The organism is Tepidibacter hydrothermalis (assembly GCF_029542625.1).
In the GTDB taxonomy this organism is placed as follows: Bacteria; Bacillota; Clostridia; order Peptostreptococcales; family Peptostreptococcaceae; genus Tepidibacter_A; species Tepidibacter_A hydrothermalis.
The window spans coordinates 3,185,038-3,207,729 of sequence record NZ_CP120733.1 but is presented as its reverse complement, the minus strand read 5'-3'; the positions used below and the strand labels follow the sequence as shown (position 1 = coordinate 3,207,729).

Genomic DNA, 22,692 nt, shown 5'->3' with positions numbered 1-22,692 from the left:
ATTTAAGTTCAAAAGAATACTATAAAAATAGAAAAAAATGAAAATCTTTAGGTTTTTATTTTTTGTTTTATGGATAACTTATTGAAAAAGTTAAATTTGCAAGTATTTTTAAGCAACAGAGTCGTGAGACTTGTTGGCGCCATGAGTCACCGCGTTAGCGAGTAGACGAATTCTTTTATGACATTTGAATGTTTTAAATATATATTTATAAAAAATATGAATATATTAACAATCAATGGGTATATAAGGAAAAGAATTTAAAATAACATATTAATTAAAACAATCATATATAATTTTTAAATAGGGGGGAACAAGATTATGTTAAAAACAATAAAAAGGAAAGTTATTTTTGTATTATTACTACTGATGATACCGTTTATTCTGAATGTAATGTTTTTATTTAGTACTTTAAAAGATTTAGAAAATGATGGTGTTGCAATAAATCTTGCGGGTAGCCAGAGAATGAGAACGATGCTACTTGGAATGTACACATTAGATTATTTAGATGATATGGAAAATGAACAAAATTCAGAGAGTTCAAAACAAATATTGACAGCGGAATTAGCAAAATACAAGCAGATTATGAAAGGCCTTGTAGATGGAGATAAAACTCTTGGATTGAGTAAAAATTCAAATGAAGATATTGTAAATAAAATTAATGATGTAAATAAAAGTATTAATAATTATATTACACCGATTGAAGATGCTATAAATGGAAATATATCTCAAGTGTTGGGAGACCATATTATAGATAATGCCCTGAATTTAAAAAATGATATTAATGATATTGTTTCAATGTATCAGAAAAATTATGATAGTAAAATTAAGTTTTTAAAAATAGTTGAATCTAGTATGTTGATTTTTGGATGTGCTATTTTCTTTGTTAGTGTTGCGGTTAGTAAAAAACTTATTACCATACCAATTAACAATTTGTTAGCTAAAATGAAGGATATAGCAAGTGGAGAAGGAGACCTTACTTCGAGAGTGGATATTAAAACTGGAGATGAACTTGAAAGTTTGGGAAATGCTTTTAATAGCTTTATAGAAAAGATTCAAATACTTATTAATGAATTGAAGGAAGATATTGAATTTATATCTACTGCTACGTATGATATACAAGGAGCAAGTGATTTAGTTAACAATGGAATTAATAGTATAGCCAATCAAGTTAATGAAGTATCGGATGTTGCTCAAACAAATGCTGGTGTATCAGAAGAAGTAAATGCTAGTATTGTAGAATTAGAGCATAATGCTAAAAATATATCTGATCAAATGAATGAAAATGCTAAAAAGAGTTATGAAGTAGAGAAATTTACAAGACTAGGAGATCAGTCTATAACAGAAGTTTTAGAATCTAACAACCTAGTTATGGAATCTAATAAAAATACCAAAGAAATAATTATAGAGCTTAGAAGATCAAGTGAAGATATTGGAAATGTTGTAACTTTAATTAAATCTATTGCTGAACAAACGAACCTTCTTGCTTTAAATGCTTCAATTGAGGCAGCCAGAGCAGGGGAACAGGGTAGAGGTTTTGCTGTAGTTGCAGAAGAAGTTCGAAAGTTGGCTGAAGAATCTAAAACATCTGTTGAATCTATTGTTGAAGCAATAAATTATATACAAGGTGCATCTAAAAATGCAGTTGAAGCTATAGAGGATGGCAATATTAAATCAAATAATTCTGTTGAGCGTGCAAAGGAAGCTAAAGAACAGTTTAAAAAAATATTAGAATCTGTTTATGAAATCAAGGAGTTTTCAGAAGAATCAGCTAACCTATCAAATAAGCAAGCTCAAATAACAGAAGAAATTTCAAGTGCTACAGATCAAGTAACTCAGACTTCTGTAGAAAATGCTGCATCAGTAGATGAAATTAATTCTATAATCGATAACCAAGTACAAAGTTTTGCAACAATCACAGAAAATATCTCTAGATTAAATATGCAGACGAATCAATTGAAACAACTATCAGATAAATTTAAGGTTTAATATAGTAAAGATAAATTAAATGCCGCTTATTAATAAGCGGCATTTTGTTTAAATAATTATTCTTCATAACGTAAAACATATTCTTTTTCATGGCATTCATATATTTTTTCTATTTCATCAGAAATTAAAGTATCTATACTATCATCATAACAAAACTTAGAACAGATTCCGCAATTAGAACTTAGCTTTCTTGGAACAGGCATTAGTTCGCTCTTAATATTATTTTTCTTACAGAATCTATCGAATTTAATAGCTCCTGAATGGGTAAAAAATATTGCTATATATTCATTCATTATATTACCTCACTCTATTTTTTAGCATTTATAATGTAGTCTTCTTTGATTTCATTTACTTCATATTTATATCCTGAAATTTTTAAGAATCTAGATATATTGTTTACAGCAGTATTATCATCTGCAATAATTTCAATTTCTTTTGGATTAGAATTTACAGCATTCTTTGTTATAAGAACTGGTTGAGGACAAGACATACCTCTTACATCTACTTTAATCATTCTTAAGCAACTCCTTTACCTTTAGATTTTAAATTAGCCATATCAGAATTTAAGTAAGATATCAAACCAACAACTAAAAGACAAGCTATAACAGCTATTTTACCATTAGGAGATGGACCTTTAGGGCTTGCAGCTAAAGCAAAATTATGACAAATAGCAGCACCTACAAACATTCCGATAACTGTAATTACTGAATCTGTATTACCTTCACCAGATAAGATTAATTGTCTCATAGGGCATCCACCAAGTAGCACACTAGACCATCCACATAAAACCATTCCTAAGAAGTTCCAAAGTCCATCTGAATGAGCAACAGGTTGAGCTTCAAATCCCATGTTAAAGTATCCTAAAGAAAGATTTCCTATTAAAGTAAATACAAGTATAGCTATAAATCCAGATATTAAATATGTATCTTTAAATAATATTAAATCTCTTATACCACCTACCATACAAAGTCTAGTTCTTTGTGATAATATACCAACTATTAATCCACAAGCTAAAGCAATAAGAGCTGGTGCATGCATAGAACCAGGTCCTTTTTCACTAAAGAATATAAAGCTTGGAGCAAGTATTAATAAAACTACTAAAAATATATTCATTACAGGGAATATATAACCCTCTGATTTAGGTAATTTATAATTTCTTTTAAGAGAAAAGCCTTTATTTAATGAAGCAATACCTAAAATAATACCAAAAGTAAAACCTGCAATTCCAACTATAGCATTTAAATCTCCTCCAGCAAGTCTTAAAACCATTCTAAGAGGACATCCTAAAAACATTAAAGCTCCTATCATTACAGTAACACCTAAAGTAAATCTAATAAATGGAGAAGATCCACCTTTTACATTGAATTCTTTTTTTAAGCTAGCTACTGCGAAAGAACCTAAGACTAACCCCATAACTTCAGGTCTTAAATACTGAACAACTGCAGCTCTATGAAAACCAAGACCTCCTGATATGTCTCTTATAAAACATGCTATACAAAATCCCATGTTTTTTGGATTTCCAAGTTTAACTAGAAGTACAGCGATAATACCAACGAGAGCGCCTGTGAATATAATGCCTTTTTTTGAATCCATTGTATACAACCTCCTTAAATGTTATATATTGCAACCACGATTCTATCAGAATATATAAGTAAAGTTAAATTGAAAAAATGAATAATTCACAATGAACATATAAATTTTTTCTATTATTTACAAAATAAGTAATGTTATAAAATAGAGATAGATTAAATATAGGAGTGATATATATGAATTCGGTATATTTAGACAATGCAGCAACTTCTTTTCCAAAAGCTATAGGTGTTTCAAAAAGTATGTCAAATTATTTAGATAATATAGGTTGTAATGTAAATAGAGGAGCTTATAGTTCTTCATTTGAAGCTGAGAATATAGTATTTGAAACTAGAGAACTAATTTGCAAGTTATTTAATTTTGATAAAGAAGAAAATGTAGTTTTTACAAAAAATATTACAGAGAGTTTGAATGTATTAATAAAGGGTTTGATAAAAAAAGGAGATCATGTAATAGTATCTTCTATGGAGCATAATGCTGTTATGCGACCTATTAATTCATTGGTTAAGAAAGGAGTTGAGTTTTCAAGAGTACAGTGTAGTACATTTGGAGAATTAAACACTAGTGATTTAATAAAATACATAAAACCTAATACAAAAGCTGTTATTATGACACATGCTTCTAATGTGTGTGGAACAATATTAAACCTTGAAGAAGTAGGGAAAATTTGTAAGGATAATAATATATTATTTATTATAGATTCTGCTCAAACAGCTGGATTTTTAAATGTAGATTATAAAAAATTAAATGCTGATGCGATAGCTTTTACAGGACATAAATCCCTTTTAGGACCACAGGGAATAGGAGGATTTATTTTAAATGATAGATTAGTCGATAAAATGAGCACTTTTATAGAAGGGGGAACAGGAAGTTTATCAGAACATGAAATTCAACCAAACTATATGCCAGATAAATTTGAAGCAGGGACATTAAATATTCCTGGAATATATGGATTTAATGCTTCTTTGAAATATTTGTTTAAACAAGGAATAGATTCAATAAGAGAAAAGGAATTGAATCTTTTAAATGTATTTTTAGAGAAAGTTAATAATATAGAAAACATAAAGTTGATAGGGAAAAGCGGAATAAAAGGAAGAACAGCTCTGGCATCTATTGACTTTAGAGAGTATGATAATGCTGGAATATCATATAACCTGTATAAAGATTTTGGTATTATGACAAGATGTGGACTTCATTGTGCTCCTTTTGCACATAAAACTCTAGGAACTTTTCCTGATGGAACTGTAAGATTTAGCTTTAGTCATTTTAATACTATGGATGAGGTGAATTATACTATTGATAGTATAAATAAATGCTTGAAAGAAATATAAAAGTTATAGAAATATATATCAATTAAGTTTGCTTTAACTATTTCATTTAAAATAAAAAAACTCTATTCTATTGATCAATAGTATAGAGTTTTTTCATAACAAAAATATATAATCTAGTTATATAATAATCATAGCGTCACTTTAGATGAAGTGAACTGTACATAACATCGGGTTCGAATGTATAACCATTAAAGGAGGATAAAATTATGAAAAAGAAAATTTTAGCATTATTATTAATGGCCATCCTTGCGGTATCTGTGGTAGGATGTGCATCAAATGAGACAGAAAAAACAACAGCAGAAGAAAAAACTTATCAGTATTACACAGCTGAACAGGTTAAAGATGCAATTGAAAATGGTGATGACATAACACTTGTTGATATACAGGTTGAAGATGAGTGGAATGCACATCACATAAAGGGAGCTATATCTACAAAAGCTTATCCAGTTAAAACTGACGAGGAAAGAGCTAAGGTTGATGCTGTAATACCTCAGCTTGAAGGAGATAATCCGATAATAGTAGTATGCCCTGGAGGTAAAGGCGGAGCTCAAAGAACTGTAGAGCACCTTACTGAAAGTGGAATAAAGCCTGAAAGACTTTTCATACTTGAAAATGGTCAAGGTGGATGGCCTTATGATGAACTTTTAGAAAAATAGATATTGTATTGATAAAGTGAAAATTAATTGGAGTGTTTTAAAGCCCACGATTTTTAAATCGTGGGTTTTATTTTTTTATCTATATAGATAAATATGGAAAATTAAAATATAATATATTCATATAAAAATAAGGGGTTGTATTAGAATGAAAACAAAAAAAGATGTATTAGATAAATACTTTAATTATATTGAAGATAAATACTGCTCTAAAACATCAGAAGAGTTTTTTTGTAAAAAATACACTATGAAGGAACAATTAAGTCAAGGAAACTTGATAAGAATAAAAATTGAGGATGGATTAGAAATTTCAAAACTTAATATACAAAGTGAAATGGAGATTGAGCTTGATAATACAGACTTTAAAGCTCAGGTATTAGAGGTTGGATATTGCTATGAAGGATATGTAGAGGTGTTAATGTTACCTAACAATAAGAAGCATACTATTAAATCTGGAGAAGTATTTATATATAAAATGGCAAATGATGTAGAGTACTTTAAATTTAAATATGTAGGTTGTAAGATTGCATCTGTTTCTATGAATTTTAATCTTATAAAAGGAGCTATAAATCCTATATGGGAGAATCAATTGATGATACAATGGGATGATTATTTAGACACTATATTTAAAGGAAATACAATAGTAGTACAAAAATCTAGTTATAATATACAAAAGATAGCTGAAGATATAGAATCTATATCTTTAGATAATATGATTGGGTATATGAATATTAAGTTAAAAACAATAGAGTTTTTATCTAATATTATAGATCAAAAGTACAAACAAAATTCTATTAATAGATTAAAAGATGATGAAGTTGAAATTTTTGATAAAGCAAAAAAGATTATAGATATTAATATTGAAAATGCACCTACTATAAATGTATTAGCAAATAATTTAGATATTAGTGTATATAGATTACAAAAAATATTTAAAGATATTACAGGAGATACAGTGTATGAGTATATAAAAAAAGAGAGAGTAGAGAAGGCTAAATATTTATTAAATAATACAGATATGAAGATAATAGAAATTGCTATAGAGGTAGGATATGAAAATCCCAGTAAGTTTTCTAATATATTTAAAAGATACAATGGAATAACTCCTTTAAAATATAGAAAATTAAATACAAATAATAACTAAAAATGCTCTTATAAAAACAAAATTTAAATCAATAATTTTGTTTTTGGAGCATTTTTTATTTGTTTTGGAGTTGAAAGTGATAATTAATATCAATTAAAATGGGAATTGAGGAGGGTTGTTTATGAAAGAAAAGTCAAATTTAAATTTTATATTAGAGGTATCAGGTAAGGAAAGGTTCAAATTGTATATGTCTGCATTCCTTAGTATAGTAAGTTCATTACTTTCAATGATACCATATATTCTTATGTACAATATATTCTTAGAACTTTTTAAGGATTCTGTAGATTATCAAAAGATTAAATCTCAAGCAATAACTGTAGGGATTTTTATACTTATTAAAATTGTAGTATTTATATTATCTGGAGTATTTTCTCATATAGCAGCATTTACAATATTATATGAACTTAGAATGAAGGCTGTAAATCATATATCTAAGCTACACATGGGATTTTTTAAAGGTCATACGATAGGAGAAGTGAAAAAAACTATAAATGAAGACATAGAGAAGTTAGAAAACTTTATAGCACATCAAATTCCAGATTTAGCATCTGCAGTTGTAGCCCCTATAATAATATTGTTATATCTTCTATTTTTAAATTGGAAACTTGCTTTAGTATTATTTATTCCAATTATTTTAGGATTTTTAATCCAGACAATTGTATTTAAAGGTATGAAAGAGAGAATGCAAAAATATCACAGTTTAGTTCAAAAACTAAATTCAACAATAATTCAATATATAAATGGTATGAACGTTATGAAAGCATTCAATTTATCAGCAAAGTCATTTAAGAACTATAAAGATACTACAGAGGAATATGCAGATTACTGGACTGAAATAACAATGGAGACTGCACCTTTATACAGTATATTTTTAGTTCTTATAGATTCTGGATTATTATTTATAATTCCTATAGGAGGAATTATGTTTTTAAATAAAGAGATAAATGTATCTACTTATATACTATTTTTAATATTGAGCGCTAATTTTCTTACATCTTTCAAGCAATTACTAGAGTTTGGTGGAGATTTTTCTATGTTATTAGAAGGTGCTGGAAAAGTAAGAAATATAATAGAGCAAGATATACAAGTGCATGGAAATAAAAAGTTAGAAGAAAATATTAAAGGAAAAATAGAGTTTAATAATGTTACATTCAAATATGATAAAGAAGATGTTATAAAAAATCTAACATTATGTGTAGAGCCAAAGAGTGTAGTTGCATTAGTCGGGCCTTCAGGGTCAGGAAAAACTACGTTAGCTCAGCTTGTAGGAAGATTTTGGGATGTCGAGCATGGAAGTATAAAGATAGATGGTATAGATATAAAAGAGATTGAAATGGAAAATTTAATGGATAAAATATCGTTTGTATTTCAAGATGTATTTATGCTACAGGATAGTATATTAGAAAATATTAAAATGGGATCTAATAAAAGTAAGGAAGAGGTTGTTGAAGCCAGCAAGAAAGCTCAAATTCATGATTTTGTAATGAGTTTGCCGGATGGATACAATACAAAAATTGGAGAAGATGGAATAAAGCTTAGTGGTGGAGAAAAGCAAAGGATATCTATTGCAAGAGCTATATTAAAAGATAGTCCTATTATAATACTTGATGAGGTAACTTCGTATTCAGATATAGAAAATGAGAGTAAAATACAGCATGCACTTAAGAATTTATTAAAAAATAAAACTGCTGTTATAATAGCCCATAGACTTTATACAATAAAGAATGCAGATAACATAGTAGTATTAAATGAAGGTGAAATTGTAGAACAAGGAGACCATGATTTTCTTATAAATAAGAATGGTATGTATAGACGACTTTGGGATATATATGATTATGAAGTTGCAAAGGAAGGTGCGTAATTATGTTTAACGATATAAAGGTATTGCTAGGACAAAACTCTAAAAAATTAAGAAAACCTATATTGCTATTAGCTATAGACTCTTTGTTTAATATGTTTTTTTATTCTATGCTATACTTTGTACTTTTAGATTTAATAAAGGAGGATTTAAGCTTAGAAAAAATAAAAAAATATACTATATTTATGATAATAGCTTTTGTAATTAGAGCTTTAATTAGCTCGAAGGGATATACTGGAATACAAGCTAATGGTGCTCGTGCTATTGAGAGTATGCGTATTTCATTAGGAAATCATCTTAGAAACTTGAACTTAGGATATTTCAGCAAAAATAGTATAGGTAGTTTGTCTAATATAATGACTAATGATCTTCAGGATTTTGAAGTGATAATAACTCATAAAACTAGTGATTTAATAAAAACAACGTTTTTAAGCATATATTTTCTTTTAATTACTTTTTATATAGATACTGAGTTAGCTTTAATTCAAATAGCTGTAGTTCTTATTAGTATTCCTATTATATATATAGGTGGATGCAGCGTTACTAAAATAGGAAAGCATAAAAAACAGGTGATGAATCAGCTAATATCAAGAATGGTTGAATATGTGAGTGGAATACAGGTTTTCAAATCTTATAATTTAGCTGGAGAAAAATTTAAAAGGTTAGAAAAATCCTTTAGAGATTTTAAAAGAGAAAGTATAAGAACAGAAGTGTCTATTGCGCCTTATGTACTTATATTTCAGACGATAGTTGATCTTAGTTTTCCTTTACTTTTACTTATATCTACAGCAAAATTTGGATCAGGAAGTATTGGAAAAGAACAATTAGTGACTTTTATAATAATAAATGTAGCACTTACGAATGTTTTAAGAGCTTTTTCTGTTCAGTATGGAAGTTTTAAATATCTTAAATTAGCATCACAAAATTTAATCAACACATATGAGCAACCTAAGATGAGATATAAATATGAAGATGTAGATTTTGAAAACTACAATATTGATTTTGAAAATGTAAGTTTTGAATATGAAAAAGGTGAAAATATTTTAGATGATATAAGTTTTAAAGTAAGAGAAGGTAGCATGACAGCATTGATAGGGCCTTCAGGGTCAGGAAAAACTACTATTACAAGCCTTATAGCTAGGTTCTGGGATATAAACAGTGGAAGTATAAAGATTGGTCAAAAAGATATAAAAGATATAAATCCTGATTCAATACTAAAGAATATAAGCATGGTTTTTCAAGATGTTTATCTTTTGAATGATACGATATACAATAATATAAAGCTAGGAAATTTAAATGCTAGTAAACAAGAAGTAATAAATGCTGCGAAGATAGCAAATTGTTATGAGTTCATAGAAAAGCTTGAAGATAAGTATGATACTTTAGTAGGGGAGGGGGGATCTACTTTATCAGGTGGTGAAAAGCAAAGGATATCAATAGCTAGAGCGATATTAAAAGATTCGCCTATAATACTACTAGATGAAGCTACAGCATCTCTTGATGCAGATAATGAATTGGAAATTAAAAAATCAATAAAGAAACTTACTCAAAATAAAACAGTTATAGTAATAGCCCACAGATTGAACACAATAAAAGATGCAGATCAAATTATAGTTTTAAATAATGGAAGTATAGAGGAAATAGGAGATCATAACCAATTGATAAAAAATAGAAAAAGATACTATAATATGTATAATGAAATGGAAAATGCTAAGCAGTGGGCAATCTAAATTTATAAAAATGTCTATGGAAATACTTAAAACTTACAAGTATTTTCATAGACATTTATTATTTTAAATATTTATTTAATTAATCATTAAGCAGTTCTTTAGCATAAGAACTAACTCTGTTAGAAGAATCATCTATGAAGTCTTTAATGAATTCTTTAGATGATGAAGAACTAGATGCCATTTCTAAGGCTGTCAATCTATAATCTATATCCATATTTTTTACATATTTTGATGGATTATATGATTTTAGATATTCATTAAATGCATCATGGTCATCATATTTAACTAGGAAATACGCTATATACTTATGATCTACATTATTATTTAGTAGAATATCAAGATAATCTAAAACTTCTACATTATGATGGTTATAAGCGAATAAAACACCATCTTGATTAAACTTAAACAAAAACTTTAAAGCTCTATTCTGTCTTTTTTCATCTAAACGCCACAATCTATCAACAAATGCTGATATACCGCCTAAATCTTTTAATATATCGATAGTGTATTCTATTTCGTTTATATCTATTTCGCCCTCTATATATTTAATTAAATCATCTGATATATTTTTGATTTCACTTTCATCTAAATCACGGAGATTTATGTGAGATTCTCTTACAAATTCATTTATACTCATATAGAATAATCTAGCGTGAGCGTGCTTAGATACATCGCTATCTCTTTCTGAAACCTCTTCATAGAATCTAATTTGCTTATAGATTGGGATAAGACTTAAAGCACTGTCTATGTCTTTTCTAGTGTGAACATTTAATATGTTAAATCCAGTAGGTTGTTCATCATCTATATATTCTTGAACTAACTCATCGTAAAAATCTGAATCACAAGTTAAGATTTCCCATGCTAAAATTATACTTCTATCTTTACTCACTTTCTTGATATCCATATCAAAATCATACCATACAGTAGGATCTAGTGATCTTTGGTTATAATAAATATAATAAAAATAAGAAGTTTGATTTATAACCTTAATAGGTGCTAGTTCAAGTAAAAGTTTATATAATCTATTGAACTTGCTAGAAGATGGAAGGTTGAATTTAATTCCTCCTAGATATAAAGCTATTAATATTGAGTTTACACCTTCATCATAATCACGGAATAAGTCATATTGAACTTGAGGATCGTCTTCATCTTCTTCTTGATCAAGTTTAGATTTTAAAATATTAAGAGCTTCATCAAGTTCAACAGGTTCAAACTTAGGATTTAATAAAGCTTTTTCTTCATCTGTTAAAGCTTCTTTTCCCATCATCATTTTCATCATTAATTCTCTTGGAGGCATTGGTTTGCCTTGTATATATTTTTTTATATTCTCTATTTCATCTTCTTTAAATTTACCATTGAGTTTTATTTTTTCTAAAACATGAGATATTAAATTATTCTCTACAATATCTATTAAAAATTTAGATAAATCATCCATTAATCTGTTTTTATAATCGTTATATAGTATATTTGTATATAAAACAAGTATCTCAGAAGTTATAGGGTGTTTTTTAAGTAAAGATAAAGCATAATCTCTATCTTTATATACTAGGGTAGTTAATCTTTCTAATTGAAGACCAAATATAGGTTCGCAATTATTAAGGTCCTTTATTAATCTAACTAAAGGATTATTACCATCGTATCTTTCTATAAAATCAGATACACTCATAATCTTTGAGTTAACTATTAAAGCAAACAAATCGTGTGGGAAGGTCTTTTTGCCCATAAGTCTATAAAAAATATCTAAAGCACAAATAACAGCTTGTCTACCTGTTGTGTCATTCCCATTTATAGTAACTATCATATTATTATTTTCAAAGGCTTGATCTATATCATAGTATTCCTCTATAAAGCCTTCAAATATATCGTAGAATCTATCTTCAAATGTATCTAGTTCACTTATAAACCATTTAATCTTTTTATACATAAGTAAATTCTTTTCTTTTGAAAGCTTTATTATATCTACAGGTCTTATTTCATCTAATATAGAATCATCTTCTCCATATAGTATATAATTTAGCATTTCTTCACCATTATCAAACCCATTTAAGAAGAAGTCTTCCCAAATAGATTGTTCGTCATCCTCATCATCTTCATCATCATAAGGATTCTTATATTCATCTACTAGAGGCATTCCTATATATTCTTCTATTTCCTTATGAAGCTTATAGGCTTCGTTATCATAGGTATCATCTATAAATACTTTTTCTAAGTTTATTTCATCCCAATAATCTTCTTCATTTTCACTGCTAGAACGAAGAATTGATGTATAGAATTCATCTATAGGTCTAGGTGTATACTCATGTTCTGAGTACTGAATATATCTTTGTTCTTTAAATCGTTCTTTCATTAGAATTTTAAACTTTTCGTACTTATCTGGATTTTTTCTAAAGTATTCTTCAAGATCGAAAGGATCTTGTTGGCAGCTATGCCATCCTATTGAAAGCATATACATTCTTGCTTCAGAATTATCACAATAGCAAAATGCCTTTAATAAATCATCTGTGAAACCATTCTTTAGATAAAAGTCTTCTAAATAAGATAATACATACGAAGCATGTTCTGAATCCCAGTAGGGTATTATATATGAACCCATTAAATATATATACTCTGGATATTTTAAACCTAGTATATAGACAGAATCCGCACCGAATACAGCACAATCATCTGACCACATTTTCCAAGTATCGTTGTGTCTTCTTGAGTAATTTACTATTTCTTTTATAGTATCTACAACATCTTGTTTAAGATTAGGATTCTTTAAACAATGAGAAATGAATATAGCCTCAGCGCTAGTTGAATGAAAATCTATTTCACCTTTGTAGTAAGCTTCTGATTTACCCATAAGTTCTTTTATTAAGTTAATATCACCATCTGATAGTGATAGTGGATAGTCTTCTCCATCTTTAACTTGTACAAAGTCAATATCAAAGCACCCGTTATTATATACTAAGTCTTGTTGAAGTAGAGCTTGGTATTGCTTTAGAGCATCTTTAAGAGAAACTTCATTATTTAATTGAAATCTTATTCTTTGATTTTTATCGAATTGATCCATAATACCCTCCTTTAAATATCTATTTGTATGATTTGTTTTAATATGCATTCGTCTTTACAGTACAGTTTGAATTGCCATAGACCACTTTGAAGTTCTTTTTGATCTTCTATTATATATACAAACTGATTTGTTTTTTTACAGTAGGATATATCATTCCAAGTTTCATCTATAATTTTTTTATTTGATTTTACTAAAGAAACATTACATTTTACATTTATATCATTTTTAAACCAAAGTGGATTTAAATTGTATGAAATACCAAAGTATGTACCAATTTTTGCTTTCAAATATTTCTTCTGAGATTTTAAAGATATATTTATATTTTCATTAAAATCTTTGTTTTTTTCATATATCCCATAGTTTAAAACTTCTGTTTTAGATATTTTTTGTTTTGATTTAATTTTATCTTTCCACATAGGGTCTACATAATCTGAAATATATCCATTTAAAGAGTTGAAATAATTATTTGCAACTTCTATAACAGAACTTACTATTTCTTCTTTAGTTAAAAACTTAAAAAAGTTAATTTTAAATAATTCTTCGAACTCTCCTATGGTTTGCCTTAATACATTTTTATTAAATCTCTTAGGATCTTCTTTAAGAAATAAATTCATAATGAGGTTATTTAAAAATTCAAATTCTTCTTGTTTAGAAGTGAAAGATTCGTTATATGGATTTTTAAAAAATACTTGTCTATGTAATAGTTCTGATTCATCTTCACTTAAAAGAAGAAATTCAAAATAACCTGGTTTAAAATCGAAAAATTCATGTGGATCTAAAATCATATTGTATGTTCCTATATTTAGATATCTACGCTCTGATATATCGGTTTGAACTGCACTATTTATAGTCTCCTTTATAAATGGAGGATGATATAAAAGACCTTTTATTTTTCCAGAATCTACAGAAAATCTTATTCCGAAGGGTTCATCCATTGATTTAAATGGTTTAGATGTAGCTCTTAATGAGGAATCTGTGAAGTTAAGAATGTTAATATCTTTTATTTTAGATTCAACTTTATCTTCTATTAAAAACTTTTCTTTAATTAAAGGGCGCCCTTTTACTAATATTGTTACTGTATACACTCCAGGTCCATGCGGACATAATTTGAACTGATTAATTTGACCGTCTATACACTCGGTTTTAAACTTTGATATTTTCTGTAAATCTTTATTTTCAGGATGATCTATTTTAATAGTAATTTCTGTAGTTTTAGGTAAAGTAAGTATATATTTAAATTTAATTAGTTCTCTACTAGATTCTTTTTCGATTACATTTCCCTTAGTATGGACTTGATTTTCTTTTATTTTTTTTATGTTTATATCTTTTAAAACATCATTTATATCTTCGATAGAGTAATTTATCTTTGCCGCTATAAAGTATTGTTCTACTTTATCAGCGGATAAACCCTGTTTGTGCTTTCTTGATATTATTTTTTTAAAAACTTTTATTTTGCCAGGTAGATTTAAAAAATATTTTAAGTCAAGTTCAGCTAATCGTTCTTTTATATTTTCATTGTCACAATATACAAAAACGTCAAGTGTATTATCTGTCCATTTATTAGATTTTATAAATCTGGTCAAAATAGAAGTTAAATTTTCTTCTGATTCTTGTGATAAACTTGGGTTAATAGCTTTACCTAGACAATATGAATAGAAGGGGGATGCACTAGATACTGCATAAATGATATCTAAGCCAATAAACATATAATTTTTATCATTTAATTGTCTTAGAAGCTTACTGAGTTCAAATGCTATATCGCTTGCTTCTTCTTCCATATCAAGTTCGATAAGCTTTAGTATAAATATTAAATCACTTCGAATATCTGAAAATATCTCTGAAATCTGAGAATATAATGATTTGTATTTTAATATATCTGATGTTAATATTCCTTGATTTGTATCTTCTATTACGATCTCTTGAGGATTATTTAAATAATAATCGCTTTTTATAATTTTAATCCATTGATTAATAGCTTTTATAACTGATTGGCGATTTGTTAAGTCAATTGTTATTTTCATGTGAGTCATCTCCTTGATTCCGTGTGATACGACAAAATTTGGAAGTAAAATAATATTATATATTAATGGTTTATGGTGTGCAATGGACCTTAAGTAACAAAAATACTATAGTTTATCTGAACGCTAAGAGTTCTAATACTTCATCCTCTTCACGTTGGAGATGAGGACTTTATAACTTCTGGGTAAGTTCACCACCAGGGCACACGCAACTAACCTTAAGATAAAGTCATAAACTTTACTTGAAGATAAGTTTCATTTTATAATTTTGTATATAGAATAATAATACTTGAGAAAAACAACATACGTTTTTATATTTTTATAAAAAAATATTCGGAAAAAATATGATATAATAAAATTGAAAAAGCTTAAAAAGATGGAAAAACTAGATTTGAAGTGAATGTCAAAATGATGAAGAAATATGTATTATTCGTATTTATATAAATGAGTATATATACAGGAGAGGCATATTAAAAAATTAAGAGTGAAAGAGACAATATAATCATTGAAAGTAGGTGGAATATGAATATATATAAATATTTTGATATCGATTTTATGAAAAAAGAAATGATATCATTTGTAGGTGGAGGGGGAAAAACGAGTAGTATATTTAAATTAGCAAAAGAATTAAAAGATAGGAATAAAAAAGTATTGGTTACAACTTCAACTGCAATATACTATCCTAATGAAGGAGAGTATGATGAATTAATTATAGATAAATCAATTGATTTAAGTGATATAAATAAAGATAAAATTAAAGAAGGAAGTATTACTGTTATAGGAAGAGAAGTTTCGAAAGAAAATAAGTTGTTAGGGCTATCTAAGGAGTCAATAGATGAAATTTATAATCTTGAAGTATTTGATTATATTTTAGTTGAAGCGGATGGTTCAAAGAGAAAAGCTATAAAAGCACCTGCTGATCATGAACCTGTTATACCTTTTAATACATATAAAGTAGTAGGGGTAATTGGGTTAGATTGTATTAAAAAGAAAATAAATATGGAAAATGTTCATAGACCAGAATTATTTTGTAATATAACCAATAGTAAAATGGAAGAAATAATAGACGAAGATAAAATATTTAAATTAATTATAAATAAAAAAGGTTTATTTAAAGCTACTCCTGAAAACTGTAAAAAATATATCTTGCTTAATAAGGTAGAAGTTGAAGAAAGAAAAAAAATAGCTTTGCAAATTAGAGATTTAGTAATTAAAAGTAAATTTGAGGTAATGGGTATTATTGCATGTAGCATTATTAATAAAAATATTGTTTTTAAGTGGAGTGATAAAATTTGATTACTGGTATTATTATGGCGGCTGGATTTTCTACAAGAATGAATAAAGATAAATTAACGCTTGATTTTGGTGGTATTTCTATTATTGAAATGGTGATTAAAGCTATAAAAGAATCTAATATAGATGAAATAATATTAGTATATAGAGAAGAAAAAATAAAAGAAATAGGAATAAAAAATAAAATAAAAACAGTTTATAATGATAGAGCTAAACTTGGACAAAGTGAGTCTATAAAATTTGGGATTAATGCTTCGTCTATACAAACAGATGGATTTATGTTCTTTGTTGGAGATCAGCCTTTTTTAGATCCTTCTATTATAAATGAATTGATAGATGTGTTTGAAGAACAAAATACGGATATAGTAGCACCTATGTATAAAGGTAAAAGAGGAAATCCTATAATTTTTTCTTCAAAATTAAAAGATGAACTTCTTAAAATTGAAGGAGATGATGGTGGCAAAAGTATTGTTGCAAAGATATATGATGAGGTGAAGTTTATTCATTTTGATAATGATACAGCTAGACTAGACATAGATACATGGGATGAATATATGAAATGGAGACGAAATTAGATGTTTGACAATATTGTTGTAATAAGAGGCGGGGGAGATATTGCAACTGGTATTTCTCATAAGTTGCATAGAAGTGGATTTAAGGTATTAATACTTGAAATAGAAAAACCTACTATGGTTAGAAGAACTGTCTCGTTTGCTAGTGCAGTATATGAATGTGAGACTATAGTTGAAAAAGTAAAATCAGTGAAAGCATACAATATAAAGGATATACACAAAATATGGAGTAATAATCAAATACCTGTTGTTGTAGATCCTAAATGTGAAATAATAGATGAAATGAAAATAGATATTTTAGTAGATGCTACTTTGGCAAAAAGAAATTTAGGAATGAATAGAACCATGGCTCCTATTACAATCGGAGTTGGCCCAGGATTTGATGCTGGTGAAGATGTAGATATTGTAGTTGAAACAAGCAGAGGACATGATTTAGGAAAATTGATATTTAAAGGATATGCACAAGCTGATACAGGGGTTCCTGGTAAAATATTAGGGTATGGCAAAGAAAGAGTATTGAGAGCTCCGTGCCATGGCATAATAAATAACTTATCGGAAATCGGAGATATAATCAAAAAAGACCAAATAATTGCTTATGTAGATGATGAACCTGTAAAAGCTTCTATAGATGGCATTTTGAGAGGAATAATTATGAATGGTTTAAAGGTAAAAAAAGGTCTTAAAATAGGTGATATTGATCCTAGGGAAATAAAAGAATATTGTTTTACTATTTCAGATAAAGCTAGATCTGTTGCAGGAGGAGTTTTAGAAGCTATCTTATATATGAAAAATATAAGGCATCTTCAAAAAAATAATTAGTCAGTATGCTAGTCTGTTTTGTATCTTTGACTTGTTATTTTTTTTAAAATGCCTAAGCAAGGAGTGTGAATAAATTGGAATATAAAATCTTAAATCAAATATCAGATGAGATAAAGTTAAATAAAAAAGTAGCATTAGCTACTATAACTAGAGTAGAAGGTTCTACACCGAGAAAAGAAGGTTCTATGATGGGAATTAAGGAAGACGGAACTATTTTTGGGACTATAGGTGGGGGTACGTTAGAGTTAGTTGTAATGGAGAAAGCTAAAAAATGTATTATAAATGGAGAAAGTAAAAATTTTAATTTTAAACTAACGGATGATGAAGGAAGTCTTCATATGCAGTGTGGTGGTGAAGCAGATGTTTTTATTAAAGTTTTTAAGCCCTTCGATAAGTTATTTATTGTTGGAGGAGGGCATATTGCATTTGAATTATATGAATTAGGCAAGATGCTAGAATTTCATACTACCATAGTTGAAGATAGAGAGGAATTTTGTAATATAAATAGATTTCCACAGGCTGATGAGCTGAAACTCGGAGACATACAAGAAATTTTACAGGAATATCCCATAGATGATAGTACTTATGTTGTTATTGTAACTAGAGGTCATAAGCATGATGAGGTTGCATTAAAATCTGTTATAGATAGTAATGCCAAATATATAGGTATGATTGGAAGTAAAAATAAAACAAAATATATTATGGACAATCTTAAAAGTGAAAAAGTATCTCAAGAAAAATTAGATAAAATATATGCTCCTATTGGGATTGATTTAGGAGGGCAAACACCTAAAGAAATTGCTTTTAGCATTATGTCTGAGATACTTGTGGTAAAAAATAATGGAAGTCTTAATCACTTGAAAGATATCAAAAAATAGTAGATTTAGTCATTAAACATAAATATATATAAAATCTTATTGATTTTTATGTAAAATTAAGTTAGAATAAACCTTATCCGAAAGCCAGAAATAAAAATTAAATATACCACTCATATAATTAGGGAGATATGGTCCCTGAGTTTCTACAGAATAGCCGTAAATTATTCAACTATGGGTGTTTAGGCATGCATTAACAGCATACAATTAAAAGTATAATCATACGTGTTTTTGTAATACAAGTAATATACTTAAAAATTGTAGCTATTAAGAGACATGAAGGAATAGACTAAACCCCCATTTTTTTGAAAAAATGGGGGTTTTTCATATATAAGGAGGATAAGATGAAATTATTAAAAGAAGTTATAGTGGAAAAAGGTAAAGTTAGAGGGGAAGATGTTCTAAAAGTTGATAGTTTTTTAAACCATCAATTAGATATAAATCTATTGAATGAAATGGGTAAAGAATTTAAAAATCGTTTTAAAGATGAAAATATAACTAAAATCTTAACTATAGAAGCTTCAGGGATTGCTATAGCTGCAATAGCAGCTCAATATTTCAATGTTCCTGTAGTGTTTGCTAAAAAAGTAGAAAGTAAAAATGTAGATAATGATAATGCATATGAAAGTAAGGTTTATTCATTTACTAAGGATAAAACTTACTCAATCAGAGTTTGTAAAGATTATCTAAATCCTACAGATAACATATTAGTACTTGATGATTTTTTAGCTAACGCACAGGCTGCATTAGGATTAAAAGATGTAGTGGATCAATCAGGAGCTAATTTAGCCGGCATTGGAATTGTTATAGAAAAAGGATTCCAAGATGGAGGAAAGCTTTTAAGAGAGAGTGGAATAAAAGTAGAATCTTTAGCTATTGTTAAGTCTATGAGTACTGATGGAATTAAGTTTGCCTAATAGTAAGTTAATGTAGTAATGGGGAAAATACGAACTTATTTTAAGTAATTATATGTATATAATACGCAAAAATAGAAACGAATAATAAAAAAATAATAAAAATGTTCGTAAAAATAGAATTTTGTGTTATAATGATTTTAGAAAAATGTATTTCACAATAAAGCATTAGGAGGAGAAGATATGAACAAAGATAATGAGATATATGACTTAGATGGGGTTCCACCGTTACATAGAGCAATCCCATTAGGATTACAACATATACTTTCGATGTTTGCAGGAAATGTAGCACCTTTAATTATTATTGCAAACGCTATGAGTTTACCTGTTGATGAAAAAACATTCTTAATCCAATGCGCTATGTTTATAGCTGGAGTAACTACTTTAATTCAACTTTATCCTATCGGGCCAATAGGAGCAAAACTTCCTATTGTTATGGGTACAAGCTTTGGATTTTTACCAGTAGGTATAAGCATATCTGCACAATACGGACTTGCTGGAGTACTTGGGGCATCCTTCGTTGGAGGTTTTTTTGAAATTATAATGGGTGCATTTTTAAAACCATTAAGAAAATATTTTCCACCTGTTGTAACAGGAACAGTACTATTATCTATAGGATTATCTCTTTTACCAGTAGGAATAAAATATTTTGCAGGTGGGGTTGGTGCAAAAGACTTTGGATCACCATCAAATCTTCTTTTAGGAACAATTGTTTTAGTAACTGTATTGTTTTTTAATCAATATACAAAGGGAATTACAAGTATGTCGTCTATATTAATTGGTATTATAGTAGGATATATCGTGGCTATCCCGATGGGAAAAATTGATTTTTCTGCTGTATCACAAGCTAAATGGGTATCTTTCCCCGTACCATTTAAATATGGAATGACATTTCATTTAGATGCAATTGTTGGAATGCTTTTAATGTATATTTTAACAACGGTAGAAACTGTTGGCGATATTTCGGGAATTACAATGGGCGGAGCTAATCGTGAGGCTACTGATAAAGAACTTGCAGGAGGAGTTATGGCAGATGGACTAGGAAGTTGTTTAGCTGCTATCTTCAACGTGTTACCAAATACATCTTTTAGCCAAAATGTTGGATTAGTTGCGTTAACTGGTATTATGAGTAGATTTGTAGTTGCAGTAGGAGCAGTATTCTTAATTATAACTGGATTATTCCCTAAGATTGGAACTGTTGTTGCTTTAATGCCACAAAGTGTATTAGGTGGAGCTACTATTGTTATGTTTTCTATGATAGCTATTAGTGGAATTAACCTTATTACAAAAGAACCTCTTACTGGAAAAAATAGCATGATTGTTGCTGTTGCAATGGGACTAGGATTTGGACTTGGATCTGTACCAGAAGCAATTGCGTATTTACCAGAATCAGTAAAGATGATCTTTGGAGGATCAGGAATGGTTGTTACGGGAACTATTGCAATTATATTAAATATTATTTTACCAGAAAATCAGGAGAAAAAAGTAGAACATAATACTAAAAAATCTCTTTCTGGAGCATAGAAGTAATTAATTTAAAAAAAGGCATATATTGAAAATCAATATTATGCCTTTTATTTTTAAGAAAATTATATTAATTTAAGGGGAGGAATACACTTGATTTCTATACAAAATTATGTATTTCCTGAAACAGTGGAAGAAGCGTATGATACTTTAAAAAATAAAAGAAATAATACTGTATTAGGAGGCTGTTCTTTTTTAAGAATGGGATCGAAAAATATTGGAACAGCTATCGATTTATCTAGACTTAATTTAAATTATATAAAAGAAAATGATGAGATAATTGAGATTGGAGCCATGACTACGTTTCGTGAAATAGAAACTAGTCCTATTTTAACAAAATACTTTAATGGAGTTTTATCTCAATCTGTAAAAAATATAGTAGGTATTCAGCTTAGAAACAATGTAACTGTAGGTGGTACTGTTTATTCAAAATACGGATTCTCAGATTTAATTACAGCACTACTTTCACTAGATGCTCAGGTAGTACTTTATAATGCAGGAAAAATGTCTTTAGAGAAATTTTTAGAAAAAGACTTTGAAAAAGATATTTTAACAAAAATTATTATTCTAAAAAATAATAGAAAAGCAGTATTTAAATCAATGAGAAATTCAAGTAGTGATTATGCTCTATTAAATGTAGCTGTATCAAAGGAAAATAAAGACTTTAAGATAGTAGTTGGAGCAAGACCTCAAAGGGCAAAGATCGCTAAAGAAGCTTCTATATACTTAGGAAAAAGTGAATTAACAGATGAAGATATTGAACGAACTTCAAGTATTGCTGCAAAAGAATTAACTTTTGGAACTAATATGAGAGGTAGTAAAGAGTATCGAGAGGCAATCTGTAAGGTACTTGTAAAAAGAGCTTTAATGGAGGTTTTATAATGAAGATAGAAGTTATGATTAATAATAAAAAAATAGCCATGGAAATAGAATGTGATGAATTTTTAGCAGATACATTGAGAAGATACGGTTTTTTAAGTGTTAAAAAAGGTTGTGATACAGGATCTTGTGGATTATGTACAGTATGGTTAGAGGATAAGCCAGTTCTTTCATGTTCAATTCTTTCTGCAAGAGTTAACGGGAAACAAATTACAACTATTGAAGGCGTTCAAAAAGAGGCAAGAGAATTTGCAGATTTTTTAGTGAATGAAGGAGCTGAACAATGTGGATTTTGTAGTCCTGGATTTATAATGACAGTACTTGCAATGAAGAAAGAACTTAAAAATCCTACAGAAGAAGATATTGTTCACTACTTAACAGGAAATCTTTGTAGATGTACAGGTTATGTTGGACAGTTAAGAGCGATAAAAAAATATATGGGGGTAGTATAAGT

At 28.2% G+C, this 22,692-nt stretch carries 19 protein-coding genes and 1 riboswitch; of the genes, 14 read left to right on the top strand and 5 right to left on the bottom strand.

Annotated elements, in window-relative coordinates:
- Positions 1-318: 318 nt before the first annotated feature.
- Positions 319-1,986 (top strand): methyl-accepting chemotaxis protein, encoded by a 1,668-nt coding sequence (locus P4S50_RS15120; RefSeq protein WP_277731645.1) that lies wholly within the window; start codon positions 319-321, stop codon positions 1,984-1,986.
- A gap of 56 nt (positions 1,987-2,042) precedes the next feature.
- Here P4S50_RS15120 and P4S50_RS15115 read toward each other — a convergent pair whose 3' ends face one another.
- From P4S50_RS15115 to yedE, 3 genes are read right to left on the bottom strand one after another with little or no spacing between them, the layout of a single operon-like run.
- Positions 2,043-2,279 (bottom strand): putative Se/S carrier protein, encoded by a 237-nt coding sequence (locus P4S50_RS15115; protein WP_277731644.1) that lies wholly within the window; start codon positions 2,277-2,279, stop codon positions 2,043-2,045.
- 14 nt (positions 2,280-2,293) lie between these two features.
- The gene (locus P4S50_RS15110; RefSeq protein ID WP_277731642.1) at positions 2,294-2,500 is read right to left on the bottom strand and encodes a sulfurtransferase TusA family protein; all 207 of its coding nucleotides are present in this window, start codon (positions 2,498-2,500) and stop codon (positions 2,294-2,296) included.
- A gap of 2 nt (positions 2,501-2,502) precedes the next feature.
- A complete protein-coding gene (gene yedE / locus P4S50_RS15105; protein WP_277731641.1) occupies positions 2,503-3,579 on the bottom strand; it encodes a YedE family putative selenium transporter in 1,077 nt (358 codons plus the stop codon).
- Between the two features lie 173 nt (positions 3,580-3,752).
- Between yedE and P4S50_RS15100 the strand changes: the two genes are divergently transcribed.
- The 5 genes from P4S50_RS15100 (at position 3,753) to P4S50_RS15080 (ending at position 10,292) form a co-directional block, all read left to right on the top strand.
- A complete protein-coding gene (locus P4S50_RS15100; RefSeq protein WP_277731640.1) occupies positions 3,753-4,907 on the top strand; it encodes an aminotransferase class V-fold PLP-dependent enzyme in 1,155 nt (384 codons plus the stop codon).
- Between the two features lie 206 nt (positions 4,908-5,113).
- The gene (locus P4S50_RS15095) at positions 5,114-5,563 is read left to right on the top strand and encodes a rhodanese-like domain-containing protein (RefSeq protein ID WP_277731639.1); all 450 of its coding nucleotides are present in this window, start codon (positions 5,114-5,116) and stop codon (positions 5,561-5,563) included.
- Between the two features lie 145 nt (positions 5,564-5,708).
- Positions 5,709-6,704: a helix-turn-helix domain-containing protein gene (locus P4S50_RS15090; protein WP_277731638.1), complete on the top strand. Its 996-nt coding sequence runs from the start codon at positions 5,709-5,711 to the stop codon at positions 6,702-6,704.
- A gap of 121 nt (positions 6,705-6,825) precedes the next feature.
- Positions 6,826-8,565 carry an ABC transporter ATP-binding protein gene (locus P4S50_RS15085; RefSeq protein WP_277731637.1) on the top strand — a complete coding sequence of 580 codons (1,740 nt, stop codon included), beginning with the start codon at positions 6,826-6,828 and terminating at the stop codon, positions 8,563-8,565.
- A gap of 2 nt (positions 8,566-8,567) precedes the next feature.
- Entirely contained in the window at positions 8,568-10,292 is a 1,725-nt protein-coding gene (locus P4S50_RS15080) for an ABC transporter ATP-binding protein (RefSeq protein ID WP_277731636.1), read from the top strand.
- Positions 10,293-10,371: 79 nt separating this feature from the next.
- Here the strand turns inward: P4S50_RS15080 and P4S50_RS15075 are convergent, their stop codons facing one another.
- Both P4S50_RS15075 and P4S50_RS15070 read right to left on the bottom strand, forming a co-directional pair.
- On the bottom strand, positions 10,372-13,344 hold the full coding sequence (locus P4S50_RS15075; RefSeq protein ID WP_277731635.1) for a hypothetical protein: 2,973 nt from the start codon (positions 13,342-13,344) through the stop codon (positions 10,372-10,374).
- Between the two features lie 11 nt (positions 13,345-13,355).
- The gene (locus P4S50_RS15070) at positions 13,356-15,365 is read right to left on the bottom strand and encodes a DUF3859 domain-containing protein (protein ID WP_277731634.1); all 2,010 of its coding nucleotides are present in this window, start codon (positions 15,363-15,365) and stop codon (positions 13,356-13,358) included.
- Between the two features lie 519 nt (positions 15,366-15,884).
- On the opposite strand from P4S50_RS15070, the gene yqeC reads away from it, so the two are divergent.
- The 8 genes from yqeC (at position 15,885) to P4S50_RS15030 (ending at position 22,690) form a co-directional block, all read left to right on the top strand.
- Positions 15,885-16,658 (top strand): selenium cofactor biosynthesis protein YqeC, encoded by a 774-nt coding sequence (gene yqeC / locus P4S50_RS15065; RefSeq protein WP_277731632.1) that lies wholly within the window; start codon positions 15,885-15,887, stop codon positions 16,656-16,658.
- A complete protein-coding gene (mocA, locus tag P4S50_RS15060) occupies positions 16,655-17,230 on the top strand; it encodes a molybdenum cofactor cytidylyltransferase (protein WP_277731631.1) in 576 nt (191 codons plus the stop codon). Before yqeC ends, mocA begins: the two co-directional genes overlap by 4 nt.
- Positions 17,231-18,046 carry a selenium-dependent molybdenum cofactor biosynthesis protein YqeB gene (gene yqeB, locus P4S50_RS15055; protein ID WP_277731630.1) on the top strand — a complete coding sequence of 272 codons (816 nt, stop codon included), beginning with the start codon at positions 17,231-17,233 and terminating at the stop codon, positions 18,044-18,046.
- 74 nt (positions 18,047-18,120) lie between these two features.
- The gene (locus P4S50_RS15050; protein WP_277731629.1) at positions 18,121-18,924 is read left to right on the top strand and encodes an XdhC family protein; all 804 of its coding nucleotides are present in this window, start codon (positions 18,121-18,123) and stop codon (positions 18,922-18,924) included.
- 90 nt (positions 18,925-19,014) lie between these two features.
- A riboswitch (purine riboswitch) is annotated at positions 19,015-19,116 on the top strand.
- A 149-nt stretch (positions 19,117-19,265) separates the two neighbouring features.
- Positions 19,266-19,838 carry a xanthine phosphoribosyltransferase gene (locus tag P4S50_RS15045; protein WP_277731628.1) on the top strand — a complete coding sequence of 191 codons (573 nt, stop codon included), beginning with the start codon at positions 19,266-19,268 and terminating at the stop codon, positions 19,836-19,838.
- A 180-nt stretch (positions 19,839-20,018) separates the two neighbouring features.
- Positions 20,019-21,359 carry a uracil-xanthine permease family protein gene (locus P4S50_RS15040; RefSeq protein WP_277731627.1) on the top strand — a complete coding sequence of 447 codons (1,341 nt, stop codon included), beginning with the start codon at positions 20,019-20,021 and terminating at the stop codon, positions 21,357-21,359.
- Positions 21,360-21,452: 93 nt separating this feature from the next.
- Positions 21,453-22,241 carry an FAD binding domain-containing protein gene (locus tag P4S50_RS15035; RefSeq protein WP_277731626.1) on the top strand — a complete coding sequence of 263 codons (789 nt, stop codon included), beginning with the start codon at positions 21,453-21,455 and terminating at the stop codon, positions 22,239-22,241.
- Positions 22,241-22,690 (top strand): (2Fe-2S)-binding protein, encoded by a 450-nt coding sequence (locus tag P4S50_RS15030; RefSeq protein WP_277731625.1) that lies wholly within the window; start codon positions 22,241-22,243, stop codon positions 22,688-22,690. The genes P4S50_RS15035 and P4S50_RS15030 overlap by 1 nt, the downstream gene beginning before the upstream one ends.
- Positions 22,691-22,692: the final 2 nt, after the last annotated feature.